This is a genomic window from Halalkalibacter krulwichiae (assembly GCF_002109385.1).
In the GTDB taxonomy this organism is placed as follows: Bacteria; Bacillota; Bacilli; order Bacillales; family Bacillaceae_D; genus Halalkalibacter; species Halalkalibacter krulwichiae.
In genome coordinates this window covers 3,626,401-3,651,320 of sequence record NZ_CP020814.1, presented here as the reverse complement: position 1 = coordinate 3,651,320, position 24,920 = coordinate 3,626,401, and the positions used below count along the sequence as shown (strand labels likewise).

Genomic DNA, 24,920 nt, shown 5'->3' with positions numbered 1-24,920 from the left:
AAAGGTAAAACATGCCTTTTTAATGACTTCCCTAGGGATTCGCTCTTTTTTTGTGCTAAAATAAAGATTACTACTGATAGGTAAGGTGATTTTCCATGAATCAAGCAGATAAAGTCTATTTAGATTTATGTCGTAATATACTCGAACACGGGACGAAAAAAGAAGACCGTACAGGAACAGGAACGATTTCTATTTTCGGATATCAACTTCGTTTTAATTTACAAGAAGGCTTCCCTCTCTTAACAACGAAACGTGTACCATTTAGACTCGTTGCTACAGAGCTGCTATGGTTTTTAAAAGGAGATACGAATGTTCGATATCTACTTGAAAATAACAACCACATTTGGGATGAGTGGGGTTTTCAAAAATGGGTAGAGTCCGAACAATACGATGGCCCTGATATGACAAATTTTGGTCTTCGCAGTCAAGAAGATGAACAATTTAATGCGATCTACCAAGAGCAATTAAAAATGTATCAAGAACGAGTTCTGACAGATGATGACTTTGCCAAAGAATTTGGAGATTTAGGGAATGTTTATGGCAAACAATGGCGGAGTTGGGAAGGCGCTGATGGGAAGGTTTACGACCAAATCCAATACATCATTAATGAAATTAAACGGAACCCAGATTCTAGAAGGTTATTGTGTAATGCATGGAGTGCATCAGAACTGGAAAACCAACAGCTGCCACCTTGTCACTACGCATTTCAATTTTATGTGAACGAAGGGAAGCTTAGCTGTATGTTTAATATGCGTTCAAATGATGTGTTCCTTGGACTTCCGTTCAATATCGCGTCTTATGCCCTTCTTACTCATTTAATCGCCCATGAATGCGGGTTAGAGGTTGGAGAATTAATCTATTCTGGTGCAGATGTCCATATCTATTCGAATCATGTTGATCAAATTAAAACTCAGCTTGAAAGAGAACCAAGGGCATTGCCAACGATTGAATTAAATCGAGATGTGGAAAGCATTTTTGATTTTGAGATGAAGGATATTCAGTTGATTGGGTATGAACCCCATAGTTCAATTAAAGCACCTGTAGCAGTGTGAAAAAAGGTGATCAGTGGGAGAGCGAAAGACCCATTGATCACCTTTTCTTTTGAACATAACCATTACATGAATTGCTTGAAAATAAAAAGGATACAAGCCCATAATTGTATGCTTAAGACAGAGCCCCATAGTAATCCTTTAAACACATTGCTCTCTTCTTCCATTTCCATCAATCCTATCTATTGTTTTTTATCAAGTATCGCCGGAACATTTATGCGTTATACCGAATATGAATGATCTACTACAGATATATGAAAAAACATAAGAGGTCGACAATCCAATGGAGGGAAGGTAATTGTTAGCTTTCATAAGGTCATTATTTAAGAAACAGTGTTATTTTTGTCAGTCAAAACAAGGGTATTTTACGAAATATCGAAATCAAGATAAGAAAATAATCAATGTGTGTCCTAAATGTTTAGAATATGCAGAGCGAAGAGCCTTCTTGAAACATTAATACGTATGAATGGTACAGTCTAGGAAACACTAGTAATTAAGAGAGATCTCACATATAATCAGAAGTTATTTGTGAGATTATCTAACAATATACTTTACTATTATTAATATTCAGATTATTATAATAAAAAGAAGTTGTCCTATTTGTTAAAGGAGATGATGTAAATGTTTAAAGGGGTAATGGATGATTTTAAGGTGAAGCATTATTTAGCTGAAATAGATCATGTTAGTGATAAGTTGAAATCATGGAGTTGGGATATATATATTGCAGCAAACGAAAAAGAAATTTTAGGAAAGGCATTAGCACCAGCTCAAGGCGTTGAAGTACCCTGGACTCCACTTGGAGGGCATGACTTACTAGAAGAAATGATGACTATTTGTGAAGAACAAATGCCAAAGCATCCGTAATGGATGTTTTTTTGTTTTATGAATAAACAACGATGGATGACTTTTAGGCTAGGCAATTTGAATGAATCTCAAAAGTAAAATAGGGAAAAACCCCCTTATCAAAAAAAACTTGTTATAATCATTTTATTGTTTTGAAAATAGGCTGTTGTTTTTATGATAGGGGGGTGAGATGTATGACTGGTCAATTTGATAAAGCATTGGATGATCTTTTATGGTTTTCAAACAAATTAATTGGTACACGTACGTTGTTTGTCAGCCAAATAGAAGAGACCTTTAAGGTTATAAAAGTATTTAATCAAAATGGTTGTAATTTAGTTGAAGGTGTTGAATTACCAAAAGATCATGTTATATGAAGCCTTTTCTCAACAAACGGTCGGGAACCGTTAATCATAAATGACACAAAACAAGATGAACGAGCAAATGTATTTGAAGCAATATACGACGCGAATGTTGGTTCATACTTAGGAATGCCTGTCTACTTAAAAAACGGGAAGATGTTTGGTACGGTGTGTGCAATCGATCCGGAACCATATGCTTTTACTGAAGACGAAATTGAAGCAATTAAAAGAATTTCTTCGATTATATCCGTTATATTAGAAGGGGCTACCAGTTCTAAGCATGATCTTGTCAATGACAAATTGATGAGGCTGGAGAAGTTAGCTTTACTTGGACAATTATCAGCAGGGCTAGCTCATGAACTGCGTAATCCTATGCAATCCGTGAAGGGCTTTGTTCAATTGCTATTCCAGGAAGATGAAAATAATCAATTCCGAGATATCGTCATAAGCGAGTTGGACCGCATGAATCAACTTATTAATGATTTCCTGTTAGCTACTCAGCCAACGGCACCGAAAAAGGCTAACTATCCTCTAAATAAGATCGTTGATGAAGTGGTAGAGCTATTTAAAAATGAAGCTATGCTTCAAAATATACAGCTGAGTCTTTTCAATCATGTACCTGAAGTTGTTGTATTTGTCGATAAGGCACAAATTAAGCAAGTGTTAATTAATATTTTTAAAAATGCACTTGAGGCTGCGGGTGAAGGTGGAATCGTATCTGTTCAAGTGCGAACGGACTCAAGAGAGCAAGTCATCGTTGAAGTTTCAGATACGGGAGAAGGGATTCCAGTATCGATTATCGAAAGGGTTGGAGAGCCTTTCTTCTCAACAAAGGAAAATGGAACAGGGTTAGGCCTAGCAATCTCAAAAACGATTATGAGAGAGCATAATGGGGCCATTAGTTTTGAGAATCATGAAGGGGAAACGAAGGTTATGATTTCTCTACCAATGCACGAAACAGTAAAGGAATAAGTACATATGGAATAAGATGAGCGTCACGATCGGTTAAAAACAGACTGATCGTGACGCTCTTTCTTCTTGTGCTTTTTTGATTTAATCGACAATTTTCTAATGCGATGTCAGTAATTGTCTGACGATTCAGATAGGAAAAATGATCTTTCCACAGAATGTATGTAAGGGAACATTGAAAGAGGAGAGTGGAAGAGATGGAGAATATTAGAGAGTTTTCAATTAAAAATCATTTTCTAGTTGAGATTGATAATAAAGGAGACTTAGCATCTACGAACAAACAGAGTACTTGGAGTTGGGACATTTACATTGCAGTTAACGAACATGAAGAATACAGAGGAAAAGCACTTGCACCTGGAAAAGGCATTGAAGTACCTTGGATAACATTGACAAGTTCAGATATGTTGGAAGAAATGATTAGCCATTGTGAAAATTGTATGCCTAGGTAGTCTCTAGTGACATTATGAACTCATTAATATAGTAGAAACGAAACGTCATCTGTACATGTATGGTAATTCATAGAAACAGCTGCATTGGTTATGGCCAATGCAATTTTATGATCTAGTATACCATTCCGTTTACTTATTCAATGCTAAAAGAAGCCGGGACAAAAGAGTTTCCAATAACGATGAATCCGAACATAATAGCATAGCATCCGTTCCGGAATATACTTTGCTAATCATGTGGTTCGTATTTTCATCCAAACACTTTAGTAATGTCCCAGCTTCATTTATCTGTTATTTATTCTCTAAAGAACACATGTTAAGCTAAAGGATCTTTCCTTCTTTTTGTTTTAAGTCGTTCCTTGTCTCGACTTATATTCCTTCTTGGTCCCGTCTAAAAAGGTTACTTCAAGTTCAAAGTCCTCGTAGTTATCCTCTAAGTTAAACACATTCAAAATGTCTCTAATGACAGTCTCATCATCGGTTTGTGGATCAATAGTAAGTTGCTCAAAGGTAGAATAGACATAAGCAAGTGCCTCATCGCCGCGGAGTGATTCTCCTGTTAGTTCGTTGTCTACTTCCGCTTCATCTCGTTGACCTTCGTAATCATAATCCACTTCAACCGATTGGTCATTCGCATATTCAACATCTAAATCAAAGTCTGTAAAATAGGTAGCTTCAGCCGTCCCTTCATCCGTTGTAATAGGATCCTCGGTTTCTGCTTGATCGGCTCCATCCGTTAGAGGCTCTTCTGTAGCATTATTTTGACCGCAGCCAACAACTGTAAATACGAATAAAAGCAAGAACCATTTCTTCATACAATCACCTTCTCTATAATTATTTACATAAAACTATGTTCGTAACTAGTGTACCCATTTTATTGTAATACTTTCTCTAATTCACTAAATCCAAAGACTTTTAATGCTTCTATTTCTTCTTGGCTAAATCGCTCTTCTAATAACGCAAGCAACTCTTCTTTTTCTTCTTCGCTTACACCATTTTGAATGCTGCGGTATAGACCTAATAGTTCGGTAAATGTAAATTCTTCAAGAATCAACTCAATTGCATCATCTTTTGTATGGATTTGAGTGGATGAATGTTCATTGTTTGGAATGGGAAAAGAAGGAGTAAGTTCCTCTTCGTTACTATCAATCACTTGATTATTTGGCGCATTTAGAACAAGCTCATTCTGATTAGGTGTATCAAGGTTTTCAGTTTGGTTTCCTAAATACAAACCAATTATTCCTGGAACACTCACACATAAAAACACAAAAAAGACTCCTAAAAAAATCGCTCTAATCATCGTTAACACCCGCCTCGTTCGATTTTTGCACTATCTTTTTCTCAAAGCAGAACAGCTTTATAAAGTGTAGTCATGTTTGAATTGTTTCAAACGATAAAGGTTGATTAATGATAGGATAATTGCCAGCATTATGGTAAAATACGAGAGATTATAAAGAGCATCATTAGGAGTGATAGAATGATCCTTGTTACGGGTGGAGCCGGTTACATTGGAAGTCATACGTGTGTAGAGCTTCTTGAAGCTGGACATGAAATTGTTGTAGTTGATAATTTTTCAAATAGTAAAATGGAGTCAATTGATAGAGTCAAAAGCATTACAGGAAAAGAGTTCCCGTTTTATGAAGTTGACTTATTAAATAAAGCAGCTTTAGAAAACGTTTTTGTTGAGAACGACATTGAAGCTGTCATTCATTTTGCCGGATTAAAGGCTGTAGGGGAGTCAGTCTCTATTCCACTGCATTACTATCATACAAATATCACAGGCACACTAGTCCTTTGTGAACTTATGCAAAAGCATGGGGTGAAGAACATTGTTTTTAGTTCTTCGGCTACGGTTTATGGAATGCCAGAGCGTGTACCAATTCATGAAGATTTTCCACTTAGTGCAACAAACCCTTATGGACGTACAAAGTTAATGATTGAGGAAATCCTTAAAGATTTGTATGTATCAGATAGCGAGTGGAGCATCGCACTGCTGCGTTATTTCAATCCAATTGGTGCTCATATTAGTGGTACGATTGGGGAAGACCCAAACGGAATCCCGAATAACTTAATGCCTTTTATTACACAAGTAGCTGTTGGGAAGTTGGCCGAGTTAAAAGTGTTCGGAAATGATTATCCGACAGTAGATGGTACGGGTGTTCGTGATTACATTCATGTGGTTGATTTGGCAAAAGGACATTTAAAAGCGCTTGAAAAAGTATTACATTCTACAGGTGCCGATGCTTATAATCTTGGGACAGGGAATGGGTACAGTGTTTTAGAAATGATCAAAGCATTTGAGGCAGCCTCTAATCGATCTGTCCCATATCAAATCGTTGACCGAAGACCAGGAGATATCGCCGTGTGTTATGCTGATCCGACTAAGGCGAAAGAAGAGCTGGACTGGACGGCAATGAAGGGGATCGAAGAAATGTGTGTGGACTCATGGAGATGGCAAAAAAATAACCCGAATGGGTATGAAAAGTAAAAAAATATAGAGCCTGTGTAATTGGTACACAGGCTCGTTTGAATATACTAGTTCGTATATGGGTCACCAAGTTCAGAATAGAATAATTTTTGGAGCTCTACTTCGGTAGCTTCGTATAATTGGCGACCGTCAGGCATTTTAAAAAGCTGATGTTGTAAAAGGGTATCGATAATCGTGTCTTTATCAAGTGGTTGTGTTGCAAAAGACATAACGTCACTCCCTTTGTTGATGTAAGCGTTTACAATACTTATTGTAAGGTAAAAAGGATTTATTGTCAATCAAAAGCAAGCTTCAATTTCTATATTTTTTCCAATTGGTATTTATGCCTATGTAAGAAAGACGATAACGAGAGAAGAGATCTATGTTATCGCCTTTTTCATCGTTACAGTTCTTTCGAAAGTTCATCCATAAGCTGTCTTGAACGCTTTGCATTTCCTTCAGCAAAATTCACTAGACGATCTTTTAATTCAGCATTATCATGAATTCGTTCAGATAAAATTAAGTATGTTTTCATCATTTCTTCTTCTCTAGCTAAACTAGATTGCAACTGTGAAGCAATTACGTCTGCTGATAATGCATCTTCTCTGTCGCCATCACGATCATAATCAAGATTATGGTTCATCGTCCTCACCTCTATTGCTTAGTTTTACCAAATAAAAACTTATTTATGTAACAAAACAAAAAAAGAGGATGTCTTAAGGTTCATGCTCAACCTATGGACATCCTCCTTTCGCTACCGTTTAAACAGCACGAGGACACCATTGAAAATCAAAACGAAAGAGAAAAGAATGACTGTGATCAAACCGATGATAGTTGTAATTGGCTCAATCCCAGCTAAAAATGTGCCGTTTAACGAAACTCTTAAAAGGGCAAACCCAGCAATAATACAAGCAATCATTAGAAAAATAAAGCGATCCATGCTCATCCTCCTTTCCTCTATACAATATGAAAAAGGAAAAAAGAGGTGCTTGCTTGGTTAATCTTGAACAGGGAACCAACCAGGGGTATTCATAATTGCCTGCCATAGGGGAGTTGGAATGACAAGAGCTTCTTGATCGTTCTTAGAAAGAGTTGTTCGAATGTCTTCTGTTTGATGAGTTTCGACTTTTTTCATCCAATCCGGTTCGATAATTAATTCTCTCCCTAGAGCAATTAAAGGAACAACATCAAGCGCCTTATTCACATCTTCTGGAGTATGTAAGGAACCAACTCCGATGATAGGAATTTTGTGACCGATATGGTCTTGAATTCGAACGACACGAGAGCCCGTATCATTATGATCGCGTATGGAACCGCCCCAGAAATCTTGAACCGAAATATGCAAATAATCCAGCGGATAACTTGCGAGTACTTCCGTTAATTTCAACGTATCATCAAACGTAATGCCGGGATTCTCTGCTTCTTCTGGAGAGAATCGATAGCCAACAATAAATGGATCTGTCGTATATTGCTTTACTGTTTGCAACACTTCTTCGACGATGGCTTTAGGAAAGTTCATTCGCTTCTCGATTGAGCCTCCCCATTGGTCTTGGCGACGATTGGAGTGGGGGGAGAAGAATTGTTGGATGAGGTATGTATTCGCTCCATGAATTTCAACACCATCAAATCCAGCTTCAATAGCTCGACGAGTTGTCTCCCCAAAAGCGTTGATGATTCGAGAAATATCTTCCTCCGTCATCTCTTTTGGAATTTTTGCACCATCACGTTCCGCTGCGACCGCACTAGCACTAATTGTTTGACCATTTGGAACTTCGTTCGGAGGGGCCATCCGTCCGCCATGGAAAATTTGCAAAATGGCTTTTGCACCCTTTCCTTTTATGGTACTAGCTAAACGTGTCAAGGAAGGAATTAATTCATCCTCATCCCCTCCAAACTCACCTGGAAATCCTTTTCCGTCTTTTGTTACATAGACGCACGCTGTAATGACAGCACCGACGCCAGCGGAACGTCGTTCATAGTAGGCAAGTTCTTCATCTGTCACAACCCCGTTTTCATCAGACGAAAAATTTGTCATTGGGGCCATTAATACTCTATTTTTTAACTCAACACCTGAACGTAGGCGAAAAGGTTCTAAAATCTTTTGATTACTCATTGTAGCACTCCTTTAATAAAACAGTTTCAAGTGTGATTGTAGGTTAGATCAACCTAGAGAGTCAAAATATATGCTTGTAAAAAGTAAGTATTATAATTGTCCTATAATCAATCAGAGTTCGCTCGATCAGTCATGCGCCAATTAATGAACCCTAGTGCTACGAAAATAATAAACAAAAAGATGTACACACGTGTTGACCAATTTCCTATTCCCGAGTACGCAAGGAAAAGCCAAAGAACACTTGAAATGAAATAAAGAATGCTTCCTACAGGAATTCGTTTCATAGGCTACTTATCTCCTTCGCTTGAATTTACATGAAGGGTCTCTTTTTTAACTTTTTCTGTTACTTGTTCCATTTCATTTATTTGCCTTTTGCTTATAGATACTTCGGCCACTTGAACCGGGTTTTTCTTTATTACAATTTCCTCTTCCTTAAGAGGAATTCGGTACTTCTCTTCGTCTCCGAGCTCAACGACTAATTCTTGACGTTTTATCGGGACAGTAATCGTTTTTTTATCGGCAACGACTTCTTTATGAATCTTCACTTCACCTGTTTGGACGCGTTCTTTGTGAATGTCTAATTGCTCTTCTTTCAATTGAACGTGTGCTACGTCGTTTCCTGTATCTTCTGGCTTGCGAACTCTTAACTTTGTTAGAATTAACCCAATAAGTCCACCGGCTACCGCCCCAAGCAAAAGTCCAATTGTGACAGAGCCCAATACCCAACCGAATAAACTTCCTAATATAGCCCCGATGATTAGATATGTTCCCATACGATCCTCCCAAAAACATATTTAATTAGTATGTCCACGGGGAAAATAAGTATGAAAAAAAGACTGACAGAAGAGTTATCCTTCTGTCAGCCAATTTCTGCTAGTCTTCTCTAATCACTTCAGCGTCACCATGTGTTTCCACTTCGGCAACTTCTTTATGAATGACATCATGAACTTGCTCTGTCTCTTGAACGCTACGTTTATGAGCCGAGACTTCACCTGTTACGACCGTATGCTTATCAACATCGACCTTTTCTGAGGTAACGGGTATATGAACCGTTTCCTCTTCCGTATTGGGTTCATCTGACGGCTCATGGTCAACCGCTCGTTGTTCGATCACAACTTGATCATGAGAAACAGGAACATTCACAGTTTGCTCTTCTTCGATAATATCTTTATGAAGAACAACATCACCCGTTTCGACACGTTGTTTATGAATGTCTAATTCCTCTTCACGAAGGTCAAGGTGCGCATCTTCAGCAGCAAATTCTGTATCAGCAACACGACGTTCCCCACGTACTTCTCGGCGAGTTTCTCTTTCATTTGCTTCTTCTTCGTTAAATAAGTCAAAAAAGCCCATTTTAAAAAACCTCCTTGAATATAAGTGATTGGATCGGCGTGCAAGATATATGATGACCGAGTGAAGGAAAGAGTATTCGTTGGAATATCATGACTTAAGTGGAGAGACATGATTGAAAGAGCCAATAGAAGGTAAATGGTTAGGGAAAGAGTAAAAAAGTTAGAAGTCAATGATCCGAATAACAACACTGTAAGCACTAACTTTTTCTACAGTTTTGACTGGAATGTGATACGATATCAAAAACAAACTAAAGGAGATTATTACTTATGATTTCATTTATTGTTGCTATGGATCGTAATCGTGCGATTGGGGTTAATAACCAACTGCCGTGGCATTTACCAGCAGATTTAGCATTTTTTAAAAGAGTTACAACAGGACATACGATTGTGATGGGAAGGAAGACATACGAGTCCATTGGACGTCCACTGCCTAAGCGTAGAAATGTCGTTCTTACTCAGAATAAGGACTTCAGGGTAGAAGGTTGCGACGTTGTTACAAATGTTAATGAAGTGTTACATTTGTCCAAACAGGAAGACGAATGCTTTATCATTGGGGGTACGCAAATATTTTCTTTATTCTGGGAGCATGTAGACCGCTTGTACGTTACCTATATTGATGAAGAATTTGAAGGCGATACCTTTTTTCCGGAAATTGAAAAGGAGAAATGGGAGCTTGTTTCTGTTACGGAAGGAATAGTTGATGAGAAAAATCGTTATCCCCATGAGTTCCGGGTGTACGAAAGAGTATAAGCGAATGCTTGCATAAATTTTTGGTCAAACTCCCCCCTTTGCCGCATATAAATTTGGTGAAGGGGGTTTTCAACATGAGAGCACCAAAAACACGCAGACCCCAGTCTCGCAAAGGTCCGCTGCCATTTCGTTATGTACTCTTATTATCTTTCTTACTATTTGTTGTGTTAACCGTTCAAGGGCTGTGGATTATAGAGAGGGGTATAAGACCGACATTAATGACTATTGCCACGACAGAGACTCGAGTTATTGCCACAAAAGCCATTAATGATGCCGTTTCGAAGAAAATTGCTTCAGACCTTGAGCAAGACGATCTGTTCATCGTACAAACCGATGCAGATAACATGATTCAGTCCATTCAATTTAATACGCAAATATACAATCGCATTTTGTCGGAAGCAACCAATCGTGTTCAACGTCATTTAAAAGCAATTGAACGGGGAGAGGTCTTTGATGTATCAATCGACCCTGAAATGGAAGGATCACCTTCTAATGATGGAGGAATTATTTATAGCATTCCTCTCGGTCAAGCGACTAACAATGCCTTACTAGCTCAGCTCGGTCCACAAATTCCGGTTCGATTCTCAGCAATTGGTGATGTGAAAACTGATTTAAATCTTGATGTGAAAAACACGGGCATTAATAATACAACAATATCGGTTAATTTTGATGTAATTGTTGATGCGAAAATTGTTATTCCGTTCGCAACGAATACAGAAGCGATTAAAACGACGGTACCTGTTGGCCTTGTCAACATCCAAGGGAAAGTACCTGAGTATTATTCTGAAGGTGGAGGGATGATCCTTCCAGCAGGGCAATCAGCAGGTGGAGGAAATTGACATTGTCAATCGACAAAAAACATGATAACATGCTAAACGGTAATTAAATAGAGGTGCCTCATTGTAAAAGATGAGGTAGAGGCGCGACTAACATGAGTAGCTTTGTCTGAGGATGACAACGTTGACGAAAAGTAAAAGGGGAAGTCGCCGAAGTAGTAACAGGTGTCGAACTGTTTCTTGCTGGAACTGCATTGAATAAGTGCAGGGCTGTCATAGCTTGAGGAGCGCTCAAGCTATGGAGGACTACCATTCAAATGGGGACAACACGCGCGTATTAGGCGATAGTGGGTAACCATTATCGCCTTTTTTGCATAGCCGCAGGATGCGGCGACATCCGACCAAAGGGAGGATCCGGTTTTGCATAGCCGCAGGATGCGGCGACATCCGACCAAAGGGAGGATCCGGTTTTGCATAGCCGCAGGATGCGGCGACATCCGACCAAAGGGAGGATCCGGTTTTGCATAGCCGCAGGATGCGGCGACATCCGACCAAAGGGAGGATCCGGGGAATTGTATCTGCCGATAAATTGAATAGTCCAATTCTATGAAAGTACCATATTTTACTTAGGAGGTTATTTATATGGAATCATCTATTTTATCTTTACTGCCTCCCATATTAGCGCTTGTTATGGTTATTTTAACAAGGCGAGTTCTTTTATCTTTGGGAGTCGGAGCTATTGTTGGGGCAATGATGTTAAATGACTTTAACCCACTTACAGCGGCAGCTAACATTTATGCGATTGTAATGGGGATTATCTTTGATTTTGAGGCCGAAGCGACATTTGGGGCTGTGACTCAAGCAATCGTTGCTAATCGTTTTGCCATTAATACTTGGGAATTCTTTATTATCATCTTTTTACTGTTATTAGGTATGATGGCTGCGCTGATCACTCGTTCTGGCGGAAGCCGAGCGTTTGGAGAGTGGGCGATGACAAAAGTGAAGACACGTGTGGGAGCTCAGTTATTAACAGTTGTTCTTGGTGTCATCATTTTTATCGACGATTATTTTAACAGTTTAACAGTTGGTAATGTGAGCCGTCCATTAACAGACCGTCACCGGATCTCACGTGCGAAATTAGCTTATTTAGTTGATTCTACGTCTGCACCGATGTGTGTCATTTCTCCAATCTCAAGTTGGGGAGCTTATATTATTGCGATTATTGCAGGAATTTTTGCGACTCACTCAGTTACACAGTATGAAGCATTGCAAGCATTTATGTTAATGGTTCCAATGAACATTTATGCGTTAGTGGCAGTTGGCTTAGTTCTTGCTGTTGCGTGGTTTAATTTAGATTTTGGTGCGATGAAAGCACATGAGAAGCGTGCTCAGGAAACAGGGGAATTGTTTAATGCAAAGCTTGGTGCGATCCCTGGTGCGCAAGAGGATATTAAAGCAAGTGATAGTGGAAAAGTCGGCGATCTCGTATGGCCAATCGTTGCGTTAATTGTTGGAACAGTCTTCTTTATGATTATGACAGGAATTCAAGGTACAGAAGGCGATGTAACAATCTTAACGATTTTTGAAAATACAGATGTTGCAGCTGCACTTGTCTATGGCGGATTGTTCGGTTTAGCTGTTGCACTTGTATTAAACGTGTTAAAGCCAAAAGCGGGTACTAAGTTAGGAACTGCTTTAGGAATAGGGATGAAGTCGATGCTTCCGGCTATCTACATTTTATTCTTTGCTTGGACATTAATTTCAATTATTAGTGATTTAGGTACAGGTACGTACTTGGCATCACTTGTAGATAATTCGAACTTACATCCAATGTTCCTCCCAGTTATTTTGTTTGTCATTGCTGGATTAGCGGCATTTTCAACGGGGACTTCTTGGGGAACGTTTGGTTTACTACTGCCAATTGCAGGTGAAATGGCAGCGGTTATTGACATTAACATGATTTTGCCGATGATGGCAGCTGTTCTTGCAGGTTCTATCTTTGGAGATCATTGTTCACCAATCTCTGATACTACGATTCTCTCTTCAACAGGAGCTGGAAGCCATCACATTGATCACGTTGTGACTCAGCTACCTTATGCACTCGTTGCAGCTGGAATTACGATGATTTCTTATTTAGTATTAGGGGCAACTTCGAGCGTTGTGTTAAGCTTACTTGTTGCTTTCGTACTACTTGCTGGAACCGTGATGGTATTAAAACGAATGACAGCAGCAAAGGCATAGAATAATGTAGGAGACGCTAGGGAAACCTAGCGTCCTTTTTTGGATGGGCATCTGTTTAATATATAAGCAAGCTAAAACTAACGGCAAAAGGCATTCGAATAGTGTGTCTATTAATCTTCGCTCTCTAGCAAAGATTTCACTTTTGCATCTAATTCAATCTGATCATTTTCTTTGAGTAACTGCTTTATAAATTCTTGCTTACGCACCGGAGAGATTACGAGGTGATCCCCAAAACGTCCATGCGTTATTTCTAATCGGTCAAATGATAGCGCAGGACTGCTTAACAGCGTTCTAGTCCTGCGAATTTTCTTTATTCCTCGAATATTTACCTTTTTGCGCAGAGGTCCACTACGAATTAGTAACATAGAATTTTCAATGAAATAACCAGTAGAAAACCAAATCCACACTAATAAAAATAGGACTGGTATAAAAATAAGAAAAGCAATGAAGTCTTGAGAGAACATAGCAGGAAGAAAGCAAACGAGCATGGTTCCCCAAATCAGAACAGTCATCCAGAAATCTTTTTTTGACGGAAAATACATGTCTCATCCCCCTAAAATAATCTTTCCAATTTCTAGTATCTAGTGTAAGTTTAGCATAGAATACAATACCAGTTTTACTATAAAAAGGAGAAGGCAAGACGCTTTTGAGAAAAACTGGTTCGATTCAATTCACCCTAATGAATGAGGTGGCAAATATGAAAACATCGACTAAGGTCATCCTTGCTTTGCTTGTTGGAAGTATTTTATTAAATGGCTTTATCATTGTTCAAATGACTCAAATTAATCAACAATTGAACAATACGGTCACTTCGCAGTTAGACTGGATTGAGAGTCAGGTTTCATCTGTTGAGTATAGTTTGTCCGAACTTGAACAGCGCGATCAATGGGTGAGAGATATTCAGTTTAGCTACGGTCAGCAACCAACAAGTCCGCGAAAATTACTAATAGATGTTTCTTTTACGCTTAGTGAAGCAGAGAAAGAGGCTTCGTTTTCCTTTCTATATCGAAAGAATGACGGAAAATGGATAGAAGCAAAGGCAAACCAACTTTCAGCCTTATCGTACGAAACGACAATCGAACTCGATCCGGCAGTAGAATACAGTTATCAAATTATTGAAGAAGGGACGAGGAGCAGAGGAAGTGAAGTTGGAGTTATTCCTTATGAAGTGTATAAACCGACTTCTATATCAATTGGCTATGGTTGGTCAACAAACGGTTCGTCTGAAATAACAGGCTATGAGCTTTATGTAGATCAGTACGAAACAGAAGATGATCTTTATCAAGTCGATAAAATCTATGTTCTTATAACTAGAGAGGGCAATCAGGAAAGGAAACCATTACAATTAAGGCGTGATAAAGGCAATGAGCGTTCATGGTTTGTTGAGTTTTCTGGAGAAGAGCATACAACCGCGCAGATAGAAGTGCATTATCAGAACGGATATGTTGAAGTCATTGAGGCAGATCTAGAAACGTTCTGAAACTTTAATAAAAAGGGCAACTCAACCGAGTAATGATTGAGTGCCTTTTTTTAGTAGGACAAACTATTCAGAAATAATTTTATTTCCAACATTCTTCTATGAACCTCTTTGGTACAGCAAAGGTTTAGCGTGTGGAAATAAAATTAAAATAATTCAGAAAAAATAAAATGGTTAGACTAAAACAGATAGAGGGCGAATAAACAAATAGTGTAAGCTCAAAAATGAAATAGTGAGGTGAAGGTGATGAACGGACGAGAACAATGGGGGACTCGTGCTGGGTTTATCTTAGCTGCTATTGGTTCTGCAGTTGGATTGGGAAACATTTGGCGCTTTCCGTATGTAGCGTATGAAAATGGAGGAGGAGCTTTCTTTTTACCGTACTTATTTGCTCTTTTAACTGCTGGTATTCCTCTTCTCATTATGGAGTTTACGATCGGGCACAAATACCGTGGTTCTGCCCCGTTATCGTATGCGAGGCTTAATAAAAAAGCCGAATGGATCGGCTGGTGGCAAGTGGCGATCGCCTTTGTAATTGCGACCTATTATGCAGTCATAATTGCGTGGGCGCTCTCGTACACGTATTTTGCCTTTAATCAAAGATGGGGGAAGACACAGGTGGTTTCCTCATGGGAGAATATTTGCAACGCGTTGATGTCGTTGCAGGTGGAGCACCGGGGATATTGGGGCACTCGTTCCAAGTGTCTTTATTCCATTAGTTCTAGTATGGATCATTACCTTAGGAGTGTTATTTAAAGGGGTTAAGAGAGGAATTGAGTGGGCAAACCGCATCTTTATTCCTTTACTAGTCATGATGTTCCTTCTTATTGTCGCGCGTGCGATTACGCTAGAAGGGGCTATGGAAGGTCTAGATGCGTTCTTCAAACCGAATTGGAGTGAGATCATGTCACCTGGAGTATGGGTGGCGGCATATGGACAGATCTTCTTCAGTTTATCAATTGCCTTTGCGATTATGATAACGTATTCAAGTTATTTATCGAGAAGGGCAGACATTACGAATAATGCTTTTATTACCGGGTTCAGTAACTCAAGCTTTGAATTATTAGCTGGTATTGGTGTTTTTGCGGCGTTAGGGTTTATGGCTAATGCTTCAGGCGTTGGTGTATCTGAAGTTGCAAGTGCTGGAATCGGTCTTGCCTTTGTTGTCTTCCCTGAGATTATTAACACATTTCCAGGAATGAATGGCTTGTTTGGCGTATTATTCTTTGGCTCACTAGTGCTTGCTGGTTTGTCTTCACTTATTTCAATTGTGGAAACATTTGTATCAGCGGTTCAAGATAAGTTTAAATTTTCTAGAAGAAAAGCAGTTACCATTGGAGGCGGTTTATCTGCTTTAATTTCACTTTTGTTTGCAACACAAGGAGGTTTATTCTTCTTAGATGCTGCCGATTATTTTATTAATCAATTTGGTGTAGCATTAGCAGGTCTAGTGTCAGTTGTCGCTGTTTCCTGGTTCTTAAAGAAACTGCCAGAATTGCAAACACACGCAGATGGTGTGTCAGACTTCCGCTTAGGAGCATGGTGGAAAATTTGTTTAAGTATCATTACACCGATTGTATTAGGGTATATGTTCATTCAGAATACGATTGAAAACCTTACGAATAATTATGAAGGCTATTCAACAGGATTTATTATTGCATCAGGTTGGCTAGTTGCGATTGGGGCTATAGTCATTGGCTTTATTTTCGCGAAATTCAAATGGGGTAAAGGCGACCTTGATGTACCTAAGAAATAAAAAGGAGTGATCATATGAGTGGCGGAGCAGTTACGATGATGATTCTCGGAATGGTCATTATATGGGGTGGATTAGGACTGAGCATTGCCAATGCGGTGAAAGTTGCAAAAGCAAAAAGATAACAAAGAAAAAACATGCCCTCCATATTAGTTGGGCATGTTTTTCTTTGTTGTTTTCTCAAAATGTAAAAATAAATTTGTTATAACAATAGCAAGTCCAACAATAATGAGGTAAAACACAAAAAGGTAAAAGTAATTAGCACCATTATGCAGTTGGAAGAGATTAAATATAACTAAATACGGTTTAAAGACAAAAGAGAGACCGGCACACAATCCTAAAGCAAATACATAGAAATTCTTTTCGTGATTGAGACAGTATTGATAAAGTAACATGAAGCTTACTGGGATCAGTGCAGCATCTAACCCAAAATGAACAGGCAAAAAGGGAATTGCTTGGTAAGGATAGCTCCAAAAGCCAAAGCGAACACCGACGTTGTCGATATAAGTGAACCACGTGTGGACATTAAATCCAAAAAAACCTAGTAGTAATGCTCTTGATCGATCAATCTTCATATAAAGAATGACTAATGGAGCAAGTAACATAATTAAATTGATCCAAAATTGAATCGTGTTAAGACCAGAATATTGTTGCCAGTAGTCAAGCAAAGTAACCCCTAATTCCTGGTGGGCATTTCTTAGTTCTTCTAACATTTTTATTTGTGCATCAGACATAGAACCGTCCTCATTTATTGATTTTTTATAGTTTGTCCATTTTCCTAAATGTTATTAACTTATCTGAGAAAGAAATTTCGGAAAATTCTTTATAAGTAGTTGACAAAAATCGACGAAATTATTATAATTCAATAACGAATAGTCAGAACATTTTCAAAATATTAAGACGCTAGTATTTGTAGGGACAACCTTTCAAATAAAGATTAAGTCATACGCTTCTTATTTTCGGATAATTTTGACAAAAGGGAAAAAGAGAGGAGAAACAACATGAATGGAAGAGAGCAATGGGGAACACGAGCAGGTTTTATTTTAGCTGCCATCGGTTCTGCAGTAGGATTGGGAAACATTTGGCGTTTTCCTTATGTGGCCTATGAAAATGGAGGAGGAGCGTTTTTCTTACCATACTTATTTGCGTTATTAACAGCAGGGATTCCATTATTAATTATGGAATTTACGCTTGGTCATAAATATCGTGGTTCATCTCCGTTAACATATTCTCGTTTGAGCAAAAAAGCAGAGTGGATTGGTTGGTGGCAAGTGGCGATTTCCTTTGTTATTGCGACTTACTATGCTGTCATCATTGCTTGGGCGATGTCGTACACTTATTTTGCTGTGAATCAGCGTTGGGGTGATGACACGGGTGGTTTCTTAATGGGGATTACTTGCAGCGTGTCGATATTGTTTCAGGTGGAACACCAGGAGATTTAGGTTCAATTGTACCAGGTGTCTTTATTCCATTAGTATTAGTTTGGGTCATTACACTAGGAGTATTATTTAAAGGCGTTAAGCGAGGCATAGAAGTCGCAAACCGCATTTTTATTCCGTTATTAGTCATTATGTTCTTATTAATTGTTATACGAGCTGTTACGTTAGAAGGAGCAATGCTTGGATTAGATGCGTTTTTCAAGCCAAATTGGTCTGAGATCATGACACCTGGTGTATGGGTAGCCGCGTATGGACAAATTTTCTTTAGTTTATCAATTGGTTTTGCCATTATGATTACGTACTCAAGTTATTTATCTAAGAAAGCAGATATTAACAATAATGCTTTTATTACAGGTTTTAGTAACTCGAGCTTTGAACTTTTAGCTGGGATCGGGGTATTTGCGGCAATTGGTTTCATGGCCAATGCTTCAGGAGTAGGAGTAAGTGAAGTGGCAAGCGCTGGAATTGGACTAGCATTCGTCGTCTTCCCTGAAATCATTAATACGTTCCCTGGAATGAATGGATTCTTCGGTGTGCTATTCTTTGGATCATTAGTATTAGCTGGACTATCGTCACTAATTTCAATTGTTGAAACGTTCGTATCAGCTTTCCAAGATAAGTTTAACGTATCGCGTACAAAAGCTGTTTTAATTGGAGGCGGACTATCAGCATTAATCTCACTTGTGTATGCAACGCAAGGAGGTCTATTCTTCCTAGATGCAGCCGATTACTTTATTAACCAGTTTGGTGTAGCATTAGCAGGATTGGTTTCCGTTTTAGCTGTTGCATGGTTCATGAAGAAATTGCCTGAATTACAAAGCCATGCAAATGGGGTTTCGGACTTCCGTACTGGATTGTGGTGGAAAGTATGCTTAGGTGTCATTACACCAGTTGTTCTTGGGTATATGTTTGTACAGAACACAATTGAAAATCTAACAAGCAATTATGAAGGGTACCCAACATCCTTTTTGCTTTACTCAGGCTGGGGTGTAGCAATTGGAGCAATTGTTATCGGTTTTATTTTCGCAGCTTTAAAGTGGCAAAAGAATGAACAAAGAAGTTCTGAAGATCAAGAGACAGGAGTTGGACAATAATGAGCACAAGTGCAATTGTTATGATGATTGTTGGGATGATTATCATTTGGGGAGGCATGGCACTTAGTATTGCCAATGCTGTTAGAGTAGCAAGATCAAAAAAATAATAATCAAAGCCCGTGATGTCACGGGCTTTTCCTTTTTATAAGAAGCAATTGGATGATTTGACTTTTTTACCGCTTTCCTGAAAATTATCTCTTCTTTCTTCGTTCTTGATAGGCTTTTCTTTCCCATTGTTTTAACGAAGGATATGGATCAAAGGACCATTCAATACGGCCGTTATCTCGGTACATTCCATAGTGTAAATGTGGAGGGAATTTTCCTTGAGTTCCAGGTTTGCCGTAACCTGAACTTCCGCAATATCCAATCACATCTCCAGGAGCGACAATACTGCCTTCTTCAATTCCTTTTTCAAAACCGCTTAAGTGTGCATAATAATGATAGATGTTATCTAAATCTCGAATGCCAATACGCCATCCGCCGTATTTGTTCCATCCTTTAATTTCCACACGGCCATAGGCTGTTGCTCGTATCGGTACGTTATACCCGGCGAATATATCTGTTCCTTCATGAATCCGACGGCCACCCCAACCACGTCTATCGCCCCATGTGTTTTTGTAGCTATAGTTATAGTTAAGAGGCATCGGAAAGGCATGTTCATTTAAGTCCAATCTGTCGAACTTCTCATATACAAGCGCATGACCATGAATGATACGAACGGATTGATCTCGTTTGTATTTTTCCCAAAGGGCAATGCGAAAATCTTCTTCATTTGTTCCAAATTGTTCAAGACTGTGAGCTAATGTATAAAGGACGTCTTCGTCATTTGTACGTTCCGCTAACCCATCTCCGTCTCCATCCATTCCAACACCTCCAAACATCTGAATGGATAGAGGGTGCGTATCTTGTTTGTTAGGGTTGAAATTACCAGCCCATTCATCTTCTGTGTAGTAAATGGAAATAAACCCTTCTTCTTTAGGACGATCTTTAAGAGCGCGTCTAATTCCTCGTTCATACGTATCAACAGCAGCGAGATATTGCCAAGGAATGTTTGTAACAGCTTCATACTTTTTATATAAATCCATTCGTTTCTCATAAATTTGTTCTGCGGTGAGATCTTCTTTTAAATCAGCAGCATAAGTCACTACTGGAAGAGAAACAAACACAACAATAAGTGCTAGTAAGACGATTTTTCTAAATCCCATCGTAGGCTCCTTTCTAAAGTTACAATCTTTCCGTGATTTTCCCTTCCTGTTTACTCCTTATATATTGTGGGGAAAAAACCGAAAAAAAATGAAGAGAATCATTGGAAATTTTGAGCGCCCACTTGGTTATTTTCTTAGAATCATGATAAAGTAGTAGTGAGAAATTTTGTTGGCGGTTGGTCAAAGGTCCGTTCTCACCTTTTGAACAATCTATAAGCGCTTGTGAAACTTGTTTAAAGGCAAGTTGTTGCAAAGTTCACGATTGGATGGTGTAATTTGTATGTCAAAGAAAGAAGAGCATTTACGCAAGCCTGAATGGCTTAAAATAAAATTGAACACGAATGAATCATACACAGGCTTAAAAAAGATGATGAGAGAGAAAAACCTTCATACTGTATGTGAAGAGGCGCGCTGTCCTAATATTCACGAATGTTGGGCAGTAAGAAAAACAGCGACCTTTATGATTCTAGGTGATGTGTGTACACGTGCATGTCGTTTTTGTGCTGTGAAGACAGGTTTGCCAAATGAGCTAGATCTTCAAGAACCAGAACGTGTAGCTGATTCCGTTGAGACTATGGGGCTTAAGCATGTTGTCATTACCGCTGTTGCCCGTGATGACCTGAAGGATGGTGGGTCAGGTGTATTTGCTGAGACGGTTCGTGCGGTGAGACGTCGCAGCCCATTCTGTACAATTGAAGTATTACCTTCAGATATGTTAGGAAGCTTTGATAACCTTAAAACGTTAATGGATGCTCGTCCGAACATTATGAATCACAATATTGAAACGGTTCGCCGTTTAACTCCAAGAGTTCGTGCGCGTGCTACATATGAGCGTACACTAGAGTTTTTACGCCGAGCTAAAGAGTTACATCCAGACATCCCAACGAAATCGAGCTTAATGATCGGTTTAGGGGAAACAAAAGAAGAAATCATTGAAACAATGGATGACCTACGTGCTGCAGATGTTGACATCATGACAATCGGGCAATACTTACAACCAACGAAAAAGCACCTAAAAGTGCAAAAGTATTACCACCCAGATGAATTCAACGAACTAAAAGAAATCGCCCTAAGCAAAGGCTTTAGCCACTGTGAAGCAGGCCCGCTTGTCCGCTCATCTTACCACGCTGACGAACAAGTAAACGAAGCACAAGTAAGAGCAGAAGCGAAGAAAGTAACAAACCAATAACCTCAAAAGTGCTTTTCTTTTGAGGTTATTGGTTGAAATAGCGAGCGCACTTCTCGCTATCCTTCTTTTCATTCAAAAGTGCTTTTCTTTTGAGGTTATTGGTTGAAATAGCGAGCGCACTTCTCGCTATCCTTCTTTTCATTCAAAAGTGCTTTTCTTTTGAGGTTATTGGTTGAAATAGCGAGCGCACTTCTCGCTATCCTTCTTTTCATTCAAAAGTGCTTTTCTTTTGAGGTTATTGGTTGAAATAGCGAGCATGCAAAAGGAGCCTCTTAGGCTCCTTTTTAGCGATCCATTAAACGTCTCGTTTTATGTTCCATGATTTCGATATTATCATCAGTGTCTTCGTTATACTCACCTTGTGGTGTATTTCCTTTCATTTCTTCAATGGTTTGTTCAAGAGCCCCTGTCATTCCGTCCGCTTCAGAGGACAAGTTCTGGAATCGCTCAATTTCATCGAAATGATCGGTGTCATCCGTAATATAGACTTCATAGTAACGAGGAACAATTGATAACGCACTACGTTTCACCTGGTCTGCAACAAACTCACGATTATCAGCTTGCGCATCATAAGCAACCAGTACATATTTGTCTGTCACTAATGTTCCAGCTTCACTCACAACATCATTCGTTAAAACCATTCTCGTCACAGCATCCGCTAATAAGCTACGATCAACAACTGGAATCACGTCTTGACGTCCATTGTTGTTCACATGCTCACGGTCATACCGTTGATACCCAAAATGAGTGTAGTTTTCGGTTTGGGTGGCACGATTAATCGGATAATGTCCAGCATTTGGCTGATGGCTATCATAGTTGGCGGTACGCTGCAATGATTGACCTTGTTCTGGCATTTGACACCCTGTGGAAAGCATCAGTCCACAAAGGCCGGCAACAAGTAGTGATTTTTTTATCATAATCAAACCTCCCTACTATAAGAATCACCAAAGTAACGAATTTTACAGCTAGAAAATGATGGAGTCTCGAGGAAATGCTGTTGTCTGAACACAGATGTGGTATAATAAGGTAAGCTAAAATGGAGAGGTGAGCCAGATGGTTCGCATTCAAGGGATGCAATATGAACTTGTTGAAGAAGTCAGGAACGGTTGGGATGAAGAAGCTTTTAAAGCTCGCTTCTCTGACGTATTAAATAAATATGATTACATCGTTGGAGATTGGGGCTATAATCAGTTAAGGCTGAAGGGCTTTTTTGAAGACCGTCACAAGAAATCAACACATGATACGAAAATAAGTACATTACCCGATTATTTATATGAGTATTGTAATTTTGGTTGTGCTTATTTTGTGATAAAACGAGTAAAAGAAGAAAAAGAAAAGCTTCCTAGTTCTTAACTAGGGAGCTTTTCCTATGCGTTAATCATTGGTTGTATAAGGGGGTTCCTCATTTTTATCAGGGTCGTCATGAGTCGGGTGTGCTCCAGGAAATTGCCGTGGCAAGTTTTGGTGCAAAGATTTAAACTCATAGTTAAAGGCACTGTAATAACGTTGGCCTTCTCGCCAAGGAGTACTCTTGTTTTCAACAGGTTTATCTTTGTTAATAGGTGAACCATAAGGACCCTCGGGAAAGTCTTCGGCTGTAAGGAAATTTCGCTGAGACTCAACATTGGAAAAATCAGTGTACACTTGTTCTTCTTTATCACGATTACCAGATCGCTTTTCCATTAGAAACACCTCCTACGGCTAGTATGTCCGTAATCATTGATTTTTACTTTATGCTTTTCTAATGGGCAAGGGTATAAAAAAAGACCGCTAAGCGGCCTTTTAATGTCACTTAAACGATCTCATGTAAGAACGAGCGCAGTTCCTCGGCTTCTTCGGCCGAGAGATTGTAAGCGTGTTCTAAGTAACCAGGTTCTTCTAAGTCATCGGCACCAATAATAGCAAAGCGGTTTGATTGTACATCCAGTACAAGTTGTTTGCCGTAATACCTTGCAGACGTAACGATCGCAAGGTCAAACCGTTGGTGCTCCCCCATAAAGCTTACAAAGCGTGTACGTGTTTCTTCCATATCATCATATAAGTAAAAGCGTTCGGACATTGTTTCGTCCCCTCTCATTCCAATTGTATGTTCATCATACCATGAAGCAGAGGAGGAATAAACGGTGCGACTTAGCGATCGAATATGTTGTATACTAAACATATAGGAAGTTGAAGAATGTGGAGGGACCATTATGTACTTTGTAGATCGTGAGAAAATTGAACAAACACTTGTTTATATGGAAACATTAGAAAAGGAACTACAAACTTTCACAAAAGTGGAGCAGTTACCAGATAAACTTGCTCTTGAACGAATTGCTTATGTAATGATTGAATCTATCATTGATGTTGGTAATAGTATGATTGATGGGTTTATTATGAGGGATCCAGGTGGATACACTGATATTATCGATATTTTAGAGGATGAAAAGGTTCTAAATCCAGAGAATGCAACAGCACTAAAGAGTATTGTTGAGTTAAGAAAGCAATTGGTACAAAACTATTCTGAAGTAAACCATTCAACGCTACTTGAGCAATTTACGGCTCATCAAAGTGCGATCCAGCAATTTCCTCTAGACATTAGGCGTTATTTAGTAGAGGAATTGGGACCGGTAAGTGCCTTTCTTCCTAATAAAGAGGAGCTTGGAAAAAAATAATAAGCTTTTCTTAAGTGACATTATTTTGAAATTTGATGATCATCGCATACAATGGGGGATAAGGATGGTGATCGTTGTGAAAAAAGAGACGACCTCTACACGTCAAGTGATTTTAACTTTGTTAAAACGTAATCAAGAGTTAACCGTTTCGGCAATAGCAACGGAACTTGACGTAACAGAAATGGCAGTTCGCAGACATTTAAGAGAACTAGAAAAAGATGGGTTGATTACATCGAGATTAGAGAAACAAGCGATGGGCAGACCTATTCATAGATATTATTTGACTGAAAAAGGCAGTGAATCTTTCCCCCGCAATTATAATGAGCTATCGCTTGGAATGCTTCGAGATCTTGTTGAAATTAGTGGAAATGAAATCGTTGATCAACTCTTTCACCAACGAAAAGATCGTCTCTTTCAAAAGTATGAAAATGAAATGAAAGGATCATTTCATGAACGAGTTAAGGCGTTAGCTCGACTACAGAGCGAAGGCGGCTATATGGTCGAATATCGTCAAACAGACGATGGGTCTTATGAGTTCATTGAATATAATTGCCCCATTGCTCAAGTGGCAAAGGAGTACCCGATTGCCTGTACGTGTGAGCAACAGCTCTTTAAGAAATTATTAAACACAGAGCATGTTGAGAGACAGTCATGTATTGCAAAAGAAAATACGTCATGTTGCGTTTATAAAGTAAAAGAACTAGAGGATACTCAAGCAAGAAAGCATTGAGCTTCCTGTAACAT

31 protein-coding genes, 2 pseudogenes and 1 riboswitch are annotated in these 24,920 nt (G+C 39.0%); of the genes and pseudogenes, 18 read left to right on the top strand and 15 right to left on the bottom strand.

The genetic code is table 11. The annotated features are described in order from the left end of the window. The first annotated feature begins 95 nt into the window (after positions 1-95). The 5 genes from BkAM31D_RS18450 (at position 96) to BkAM31D_RS18430 (ending at position 3,669) form a co-directional block, all read left to right on the top strand. A complete protein-coding gene (locus BkAM31D_RS18450; RefSeq protein WP_066156564.1) occupies positions 96-1,052 on the top strand; it encodes a thymidylate synthase in 957 nt (318 codons plus the stop codon). Positions 1,053-1,670: 618 nt separating this feature from the next. Further along, positions 1,671-1,913, top strand: coding sequence for a hypothetical protein (locus BkAM31D_RS18445; protein ID WP_066156561.1), 243 nt, complete (start codon positions 1,671-1,673; stop codon positions 1,911-1,913). 173 nt (positions 1,914-2,086) lie between these two features. After that, the gene (locus BkAM31D_RS18440; protein ID WP_066156559.1) at positions 2,087-2,266 is read left to right on the top strand and encodes a hypothetical protein; all 180 of its coding nucleotides are present in this window, start codon (positions 2,087-2,089) and stop codon (positions 2,264-2,266) included. A 33-nt stretch (positions 2,267-2,299) separates the two neighbouring features. Then, entirely contained in the window at positions 2,300-3,223 is a 924-nt protein-coding gene (locus tag BkAM31D_RS18435) for an ATP-binding protein (protein WP_268873104.1), read from the top strand. 194 nt (positions 3,224-3,417) lie between these two features. After that, complete coding sequence (locus tag BkAM31D_RS18430) at positions 3,418-3,669, top strand: hypothetical protein (RefSeq protein WP_066156553.1); 252 nt, start codon at positions 3,418-3,420, stop codon at positions 3,667-3,669. A 344-nt stretch (positions 3,670-4,013) separates the two neighbouring features. On the opposite strand, the gene BkAM31D_RS18425 is transcribed toward BkAM31D_RS18430, so the two are convergent. Both BkAM31D_RS18425 and BkAM31D_RS18420 read right to left on the bottom strand, forming a co-directional pair. After that, the gene (locus BkAM31D_RS18425; RefSeq protein WP_066156550.1) at positions 4,014-4,481 is read right to left on the bottom strand and encodes a YusW family protein; all 468 of its coding nucleotides are present in this window, start codon (positions 4,479-4,481) and stop codon (positions 4,014-4,016) included. 59 nt (positions 4,482-4,540) lie between these two features. Next, positions 4,541-4,966, bottom strand: coding sequence for a hypothetical protein (locus BkAM31D_RS18420; RefSeq protein WP_066156547.1), 426 nt, complete (start codon positions 4,964-4,966; stop codon positions 4,541-4,543). A gap of 177 nt (positions 4,967-5,143) precedes the next feature. Here BkAM31D_RS18420 and galE point away from each other — a divergent pair, with 177 nt between their 5' ends. Next, entirely contained in the window at positions 5,144-6,154 is a 1,011-nt protein-coding gene (gene galE / locus BkAM31D_RS18415) for a UDP-glucose 4-epimerase GalE (RefSeq protein ID WP_066156544.1), read from the top strand. Between the two features lie 47 nt (positions 6,155-6,201). Here the strand turns inward: galE and fbpA are convergent, their stop codons facing one another. The 7 genes from fbpA to BkAM31D_RS18390 form a co-directional block, all read right to left on the bottom strand. Continuing rightward, the gene (fbpA, locus tag BkAM31D_RS23705; RefSeq protein WP_157076854.1) at positions 6,202-6,363 is read right to left on the bottom strand and encodes a Fur-regulated basic protein FbpA; all 162 of its coding nucleotides are present in this window, start codon (positions 6,361-6,363) and stop codon (positions 6,202-6,204) included. Between the two features lie 173 nt (positions 6,364-6,536). Continuing rightward, the gene (locus tag BkAM31D_RS18410; RefSeq protein ID WP_066156541.1) at positions 6,537-6,776 is read right to left on the bottom strand and encodes a hypothetical protein; all 240 of its coding nucleotides are present in this window, start codon (positions 6,774-6,776) and stop codon (positions 6,537-6,539) included. A 111-nt stretch (positions 6,777-6,887) separates the two neighbouring features. Beyond that, a complete protein-coding gene (locus BkAM31D_RS18405; protein ID WP_066156536.1) occupies positions 6,888-7,073 on the bottom strand; it encodes a hypothetical protein in 186 nt (61 codons plus the stop codon). Between the two features lie 57 nt (positions 7,074-7,130). Further along, positions 7,131-8,246 carry an NADH-dependent flavin oxidoreductase gene (locus tag BkAM31D_RS18400; protein ID WP_066156533.1) on the bottom strand — a complete coding sequence of 372 codons (1,116 nt, stop codon included), beginning with the start codon at positions 8,244-8,246 and terminating at the stop codon, positions 7,131-7,133. A 107-nt stretch (positions 8,247-8,353) separates the two neighbouring features. Further along, the gene (locus BkAM31D_RS23700) at positions 8,354-8,530 is read right to left on the bottom strand and encodes a hypothetical protein (protein ID WP_157076853.1); all 177 of its coding nucleotides are present in this window, start codon (positions 8,528-8,530) and stop codon (positions 8,354-8,356) included. Between the two features lie 3 nt (positions 8,531-8,533). Then, positions 8,534-9,019 (bottom strand): YsnF/AvaK domain-containing protein, encoded by a 486-nt coding sequence (locus BkAM31D_RS18395; protein ID WP_066156530.1) that lies wholly within the window; start codon positions 9,017-9,019, stop codon positions 8,534-8,536. A 100-nt stretch (positions 9,020-9,119) separates the two neighbouring features. Beyond that, positions 9,120-9,599 carry a YsnF/AvaK domain-containing protein gene (locus BkAM31D_RS18390; RefSeq protein WP_066156527.1) on the bottom strand — a complete coding sequence of 160 codons (480 nt, stop codon included), beginning with the start codon at positions 9,597-9,599 and terminating at the stop codon, positions 9,120-9,122. Positions 9,600-9,865: 266 nt separating this feature from the next. On the opposite strand from BkAM31D_RS18390, the gene BkAM31D_RS18385 reads away from it, so the two are divergent. From BkAM31D_RS18385 to BkAM31D_RS18375, 3 genes are all read left to right on the top strand, one after another. Beyond that, the gene (locus BkAM31D_RS18385) at positions 9,866-10,348 is read left to right on the top strand and encodes a dihydrofolate reductase (RefSeq protein WP_066156525.1); all 483 of its coding nucleotides are present in this window, start codon (positions 9,866-9,868) and stop codon (positions 10,346-10,348) included. A 74-nt stretch (positions 10,349-10,422) separates the two neighbouring features. Continuing rightward, positions 10,423-11,187 carry a sporulation protein YunB gene (yunB, locus tag BkAM31D_RS18380; protein ID WP_066156523.1) on the top strand — a complete coding sequence of 255 codons (765 nt, stop codon included), beginning with the start codon at positions 10,423-10,425 and terminating at the stop codon, positions 11,185-11,187. Between the two features lie 68 nt (positions 11,188-11,255). Further along, positions 11,256-11,441: riboswitch (Lysine riboswitch) on the top strand. Between the two features lie 325 nt (positions 11,442-11,766). Then, positions 11,767-13,365, top strand: coding sequence for a Na+/H+ antiporter NhaC family protein (locus BkAM31D_RS18375; RefSeq protein WP_066156518.1), 1,599 nt, complete (start codon positions 11,767-11,769; stop codon positions 13,363-13,365). A gap of 110 nt (positions 13,366-13,475) precedes the next feature. Here the strand turns inward: BkAM31D_RS18375 and BkAM31D_RS18370 are convergent, their stop codons facing one another. Beyond that, on the bottom strand, positions 13,476-13,907 hold the full coding sequence (locus tag BkAM31D_RS18370; protein WP_066156516.1) for a PH domain-containing protein: 432 nt from the start codon (positions 13,905-13,907) through the stop codon (positions 13,476-13,478). Between the two features lie 155 nt (positions 13,908-14,062). Between BkAM31D_RS18370 and BkAM31D_RS18365 the strand changes: the two genes are divergently transcribed. The 3 genes and pseudogenes from BkAM31D_RS18365 to BkAM31D_RS23695 all read left to right on the top strand — a co-directional run bounded on the left by BkAM31D_RS18365 (position 14,063) and on the right by BkAM31D_RS23695 (position 16,720). Beyond that, on the top strand, positions 14,063-14,845 hold the full coding sequence (locus BkAM31D_RS18365) for a hypothetical protein (protein WP_066156512.1): 783 nt from the start codon (positions 14,063-14,065) through the stop codon (positions 14,843-14,845). A gap of 243 nt (positions 14,846-15,088) precedes the next feature. After that, positions 15,089-16,490 (top strand): annotated as a pseudogene (locus tag BkAM31D_RS18360) (sodium-dependent transporter); the annotation flags it as partial. A gap of 122 nt (positions 16,491-16,612) precedes the next feature. Next, complete coding sequence (locus BkAM31D_RS23695; protein WP_157076852.1) at positions 16,613-16,720, top strand: methionine/alanine import family NSS transporter small subunit; 108 nt, start codon at positions 16,613-16,615, stop codon at positions 16,718-16,720. Positions 16,721-16,744: 24 nt separating this feature from the next. Here BkAM31D_RS23695 and BkAM31D_RS18355 read toward each other — a convergent pair whose 3' ends face one another. Beyond that, a complete protein-coding gene (locus BkAM31D_RS18355; protein ID WP_066156506.1) occupies positions 16,745-17,329 on the bottom strand; it encodes a CBO0543 family protein in 585 nt (194 codons plus the stop codon). 267 nt (positions 17,330-17,596) lie between these two features. Between BkAM31D_RS18355 and BkAM31D_RS18350 the strand changes: the two are divergent. Beyond that, positions 17,597-19,128: pseudogene (locus BkAM31D_RS18350) on the top strand (sodium-dependent transporter). Continuing rightward, positions 19,128-19,235: a methionine/alanine import family NSS transporter small subunit gene (locus BkAM31D_RS18345; RefSeq protein WP_084372296.1), complete on the top strand. Its 108-nt coding sequence runs from the start codon at positions 19,128-19,130 to the stop codon at positions 19,233-19,235. Before BkAM31D_RS18350 ends, BkAM31D_RS18345 begins: the two are co-directional and overlap by 1 nt. A gap of 84 nt (positions 19,236-19,319) precedes the next feature. On the opposite strand, the gene BkAM31D_RS18340 is transcribed toward BkAM31D_RS18345, so the two are convergent. Beyond that, positions 19,320-20,333: a M23 family metallopeptidase gene (locus tag BkAM31D_RS18340; protein WP_066156500.1), complete on the bottom strand. Its 1,014-nt coding sequence runs from the start codon at positions 20,331-20,333 to the stop codon at positions 19,320-19,322. Positions 20,334-20,613: 280 nt separating this feature from the next. Here BkAM31D_RS18340 and lipA point away from each other — a divergent pair, with 280 nt between their 5' ends. Beyond that, on the top strand, positions 20,614-21,522 hold the full coding sequence (gene lipA / locus BkAM31D_RS18335; protein ID WP_066156498.1) for a lipoyl synthase: 909 nt from the start codon (positions 20,614-20,616) through the stop codon (positions 21,520-21,522). A 284-nt stretch (positions 21,523-21,806) separates the two neighbouring features. Here the strand turns inward: lipA and BkAM31D_RS18330 are convergent, their stop codons facing one another. Beyond that, positions 21,807-22,439, bottom strand: a complete 633-nt coding sequence (locus BkAM31D_RS18330; protein WP_066156496.1) for a YhcN/YlaJ family sporulation lipoprotein — start codon at positions 22,437-22,439, stop codon at positions 21,807-21,809. Positions 22,440-22,575: 136 nt separating this feature from the next. On the opposite strand from BkAM31D_RS18330, the gene BkAM31D_RS18325 reads away from it, so the two are divergent. Continuing rightward, on the top strand, positions 22,576-22,875 hold the full coding sequence (locus tag BkAM31D_RS18325) for a YutD family protein (protein WP_066156494.1): 300 nt from the start codon (positions 22,576-22,578) through the stop codon (positions 22,873-22,875). A 21-nt stretch (positions 22,876-22,896) separates the two neighbouring features. Here the strand turns inward: BkAM31D_RS18325 and BkAM31D_RS18320 are convergent, their stop codons facing one another. Together BkAM31D_RS18320 and BkAM31D_RS18315 are read right to left on the bottom strand one after the other, a co-directional pair. After that, positions 22,897-23,205 (bottom strand): cytosolic protein, encoded by a 309-nt coding sequence (locus tag BkAM31D_RS18320; protein ID WP_066156491.1) that lies wholly within the window; start codon positions 23,203-23,205, stop codon positions 22,897-22,899. Between the two features lie 109 nt (positions 23,206-23,314). Further along, entirely contained in the window at positions 23,315-23,581 is a 267-nt protein-coding gene (locus BkAM31D_RS18315; RefSeq protein ID WP_066156489.1) for a DUF3055 domain-containing protein, read from the bottom strand. 133 nt (positions 23,582-23,714) lie between these two features. Between BkAM31D_RS18315 and BkAM31D_RS18310 the strand changes: the two genes are divergently transcribed. Then, a complete protein-coding gene (locus BkAM31D_RS18310) occupies positions 23,715-24,176 on the top strand; it encodes a DUF86 domain-containing protein (protein WP_066156488.1) in 462 nt (153 codons plus the stop codon). Next, complete coding sequence (locus tag BkAM31D_RS18305; RefSeq protein WP_306807411.1) at positions 24,163-24,906, top strand: helix-turn-helix transcriptional regulator; 744 nt, start codon at positions 24,163-24,165, stop codon at positions 24,904-24,906. The genes BkAM31D_RS18310 and BkAM31D_RS18305 overlap by 14 nt, the downstream gene beginning before the upstream one ends. Positions 24,907-24,920 lie beyond the last annotated feature (14 nt).

Excerpts from the sequence above, each read along its gene's own strand:
- BkAM31D_RS23695 (WP_157076852.1), top strand. The coding sequence starts at position 16,613 with ATGAGTGGCGGAGCAGTTACGATGATGATTCTCGGAATGGTCATTATA.
- BkAM31D_RS18390 (WP_066156527.1), bottom strand. The coding sequence starts at position 9,599 with ATGGGCTTTTTTGACTTATTTAACGAAGAAGAAGCAAATGAAAGAGAA.
- BkAM31D_RS18425 (WP_066156550.1), bottom strand. The coding sequence starts at position 4,481 with ATGAAGAAATGGTTCTTGCTTTTATTCGTATTTACAGTTGTTGGCTGC.
- BkAM31D_RS18315 (WP_066156489.1), bottom strand. The coding sequence starts at position 23,581 with ATGTCCGAACGCTTTTACTTATATGATGATATGGAAGAAACACGTACA.
- lipA (WP_066156498.1), top strand. The coding sequence starts at position 20,614 with ATGTCAAAGAAAGAAGAGCATTTACGCAAGCCTGAATGGCTTAAAATA.
- BkAM31D_RS18330 (WP_066156496.1), bottom strand. The coding sequence starts at position 22,439 with ATGATAAAAAAATCACTACTTGTTGCCGGCCTTTGTGGACTGATGCTT.
- BkAM31D_RS18340 (WP_066156500.1), bottom strand. The coding sequence starts at position 20,333 with ATGGGATTTAGAAAAATCGTCTTACTAGCACTTATTGTTGTGTTTGTT.
- BkAM31D_RS18385 (WP_066156525.1), top strand. The coding sequence starts at position 9,866 with ATGATTTCATTTATTGTTGCTATGGATCGTAATCGTGCGATTGGGGTT.
- BkAM31D_RS18420 (WP_066156547.1), bottom strand. The coding sequence starts at position 4,966 with ATGATTAGAGCGATTTTTTTAGGAGTCTTTTTTGTGTTTTTATGTGTG.
- BkAM31D_RS18345 (WP_084372296.1), top strand. The coding sequence starts at position 19,128 with ATGAGCACAAGTGCAATTGTTATGATGATTGTTGGGATGATTATCATT.
- BkAM31D_RS18445 (WP_066156561.1), top strand. The coding sequence starts at position 1,671 with ATGTTTAAAGGGGTAATGGATGATTTTAAGGTGAAGCATTATTTAGCT.
- BkAM31D_RS18430 (WP_066156553.1), top strand. The coding sequence starts at position 3,418 with ATGGAGAATATTAGAGAGTTTTCAATTAAAAATCATTTTCTAGTTGAG.
- galE (WP_066156544.1), top strand. The coding sequence starts at position 5,144 with ATGATCCTTGTTACGGGTGGAGCCGGTTACATTGGAAGTCATACGTGT.
- BkAM31D_RS18325 (WP_066156494.1), top strand. The coding sequence starts at position 22,576 with ATGGTTCGCATTCAAGGGATGCAATATGAACTTGTTGAAGAAGTCAGG.
- BkAM31D_RS18400 (WP_066156533.1), bottom strand. The coding sequence starts at position 8,246 with ATGAGTAATCAAAAGATTTTAGAACCTTTTCGCCTACGTTCAGGTGTT.
- BkAM31D_RS18395 (WP_066156530.1), bottom strand. The coding sequence starts at position 9,019 with ATGGGAACATATCTAATCATCGGGGCTATATTAGGAAGTTTATTCGGT.
- BkAM31D_RS18405 (WP_066156536.1), bottom strand. The coding sequence starts at position 7,073 with ATGGATCGCTTTATTTTTCTAATGATTGCTTGTATTATTGCTGGGTTT.
- BkAM31D_RS18375 (WP_066156518.1), top strand. The coding sequence starts at position 11,767 with ATGGAATCATCTATTTTATCTTTACTGCCTCCCATATTAGCGCTTGTT.
- BkAM31D_RS18320 (WP_066156491.1), bottom strand. The coding sequence starts at position 23,205 with ATGGAAAAGCGATCTGGTAATCGTGATAAAGAAGAACAAGTGTACACT.
- BkAM31D_RS18365 (WP_066156512.1), top strand. The coding sequence starts at position 14,063 with ATGAAAACATCGACTAAGGTCATCCTTGCTTTGCTTGTTGGAAGTATT.
- BkAM31D_RS18450 (WP_066156564.1), top strand. The coding sequence starts at position 96 with ATGAATCAAGCAGATAAAGTCTATTTAGATTTATGTCGTAATATACTC.
- BkAM31D_RS18370 (WP_066156516.1), bottom strand. The coding sequence starts at position 13,907 with ATGTATTTTCCGTCAAAAAAAGATTTCTGGATGACTGTTCTGATTTGG.
- BkAM31D_RS18440 (WP_066156559.1), top strand. The coding sequence starts at position 2,087 with ATGACTGGTCAATTTGATAAAGCATTGGATGATCTTTTATGGTTTTCA.
- BkAM31D_RS18355 (WP_066156506.1), bottom strand. The coding sequence starts at position 17,329 with ATGTCTGATGCACAAATAAAAATGTTAGAAGAACTAAGAAATGCCCAC.
- fbpA (WP_157076854.1), bottom strand. The coding sequence starts at position 6,363 with ATGTCTTTTGCAACACAACCACTTGATAAAGACACGATTATCGATACC.
- BkAM31D_RS23700 (WP_157076853.1), bottom strand. The coding sequence starts at position 8,530 with ATGAAACGAATTCCTGTAGGAAGCATTCTTTATTTCATTTCAAGTGTT.
- yunB (WP_066156523.1), top strand. The coding sequence starts at position 10,423 with ATGAGAGCACCAAAAACACGCAGACCCCAGTCTCGCAAAGGTCCGCTG.
- BkAM31D_RS18310 (WP_066156488.1), top strand. The coding sequence starts at position 23,715 with ATGTACTTTGTAGATCGTGAGAAAATTGAACAAACACTTGTTTATATG.
- BkAM31D_RS18410 (WP_066156541.1), bottom strand. The coding sequence starts at position 6,776 with ATGAACCATAATCTTGATTATGATCGTGATGGCGACAGAGAAGATGCA.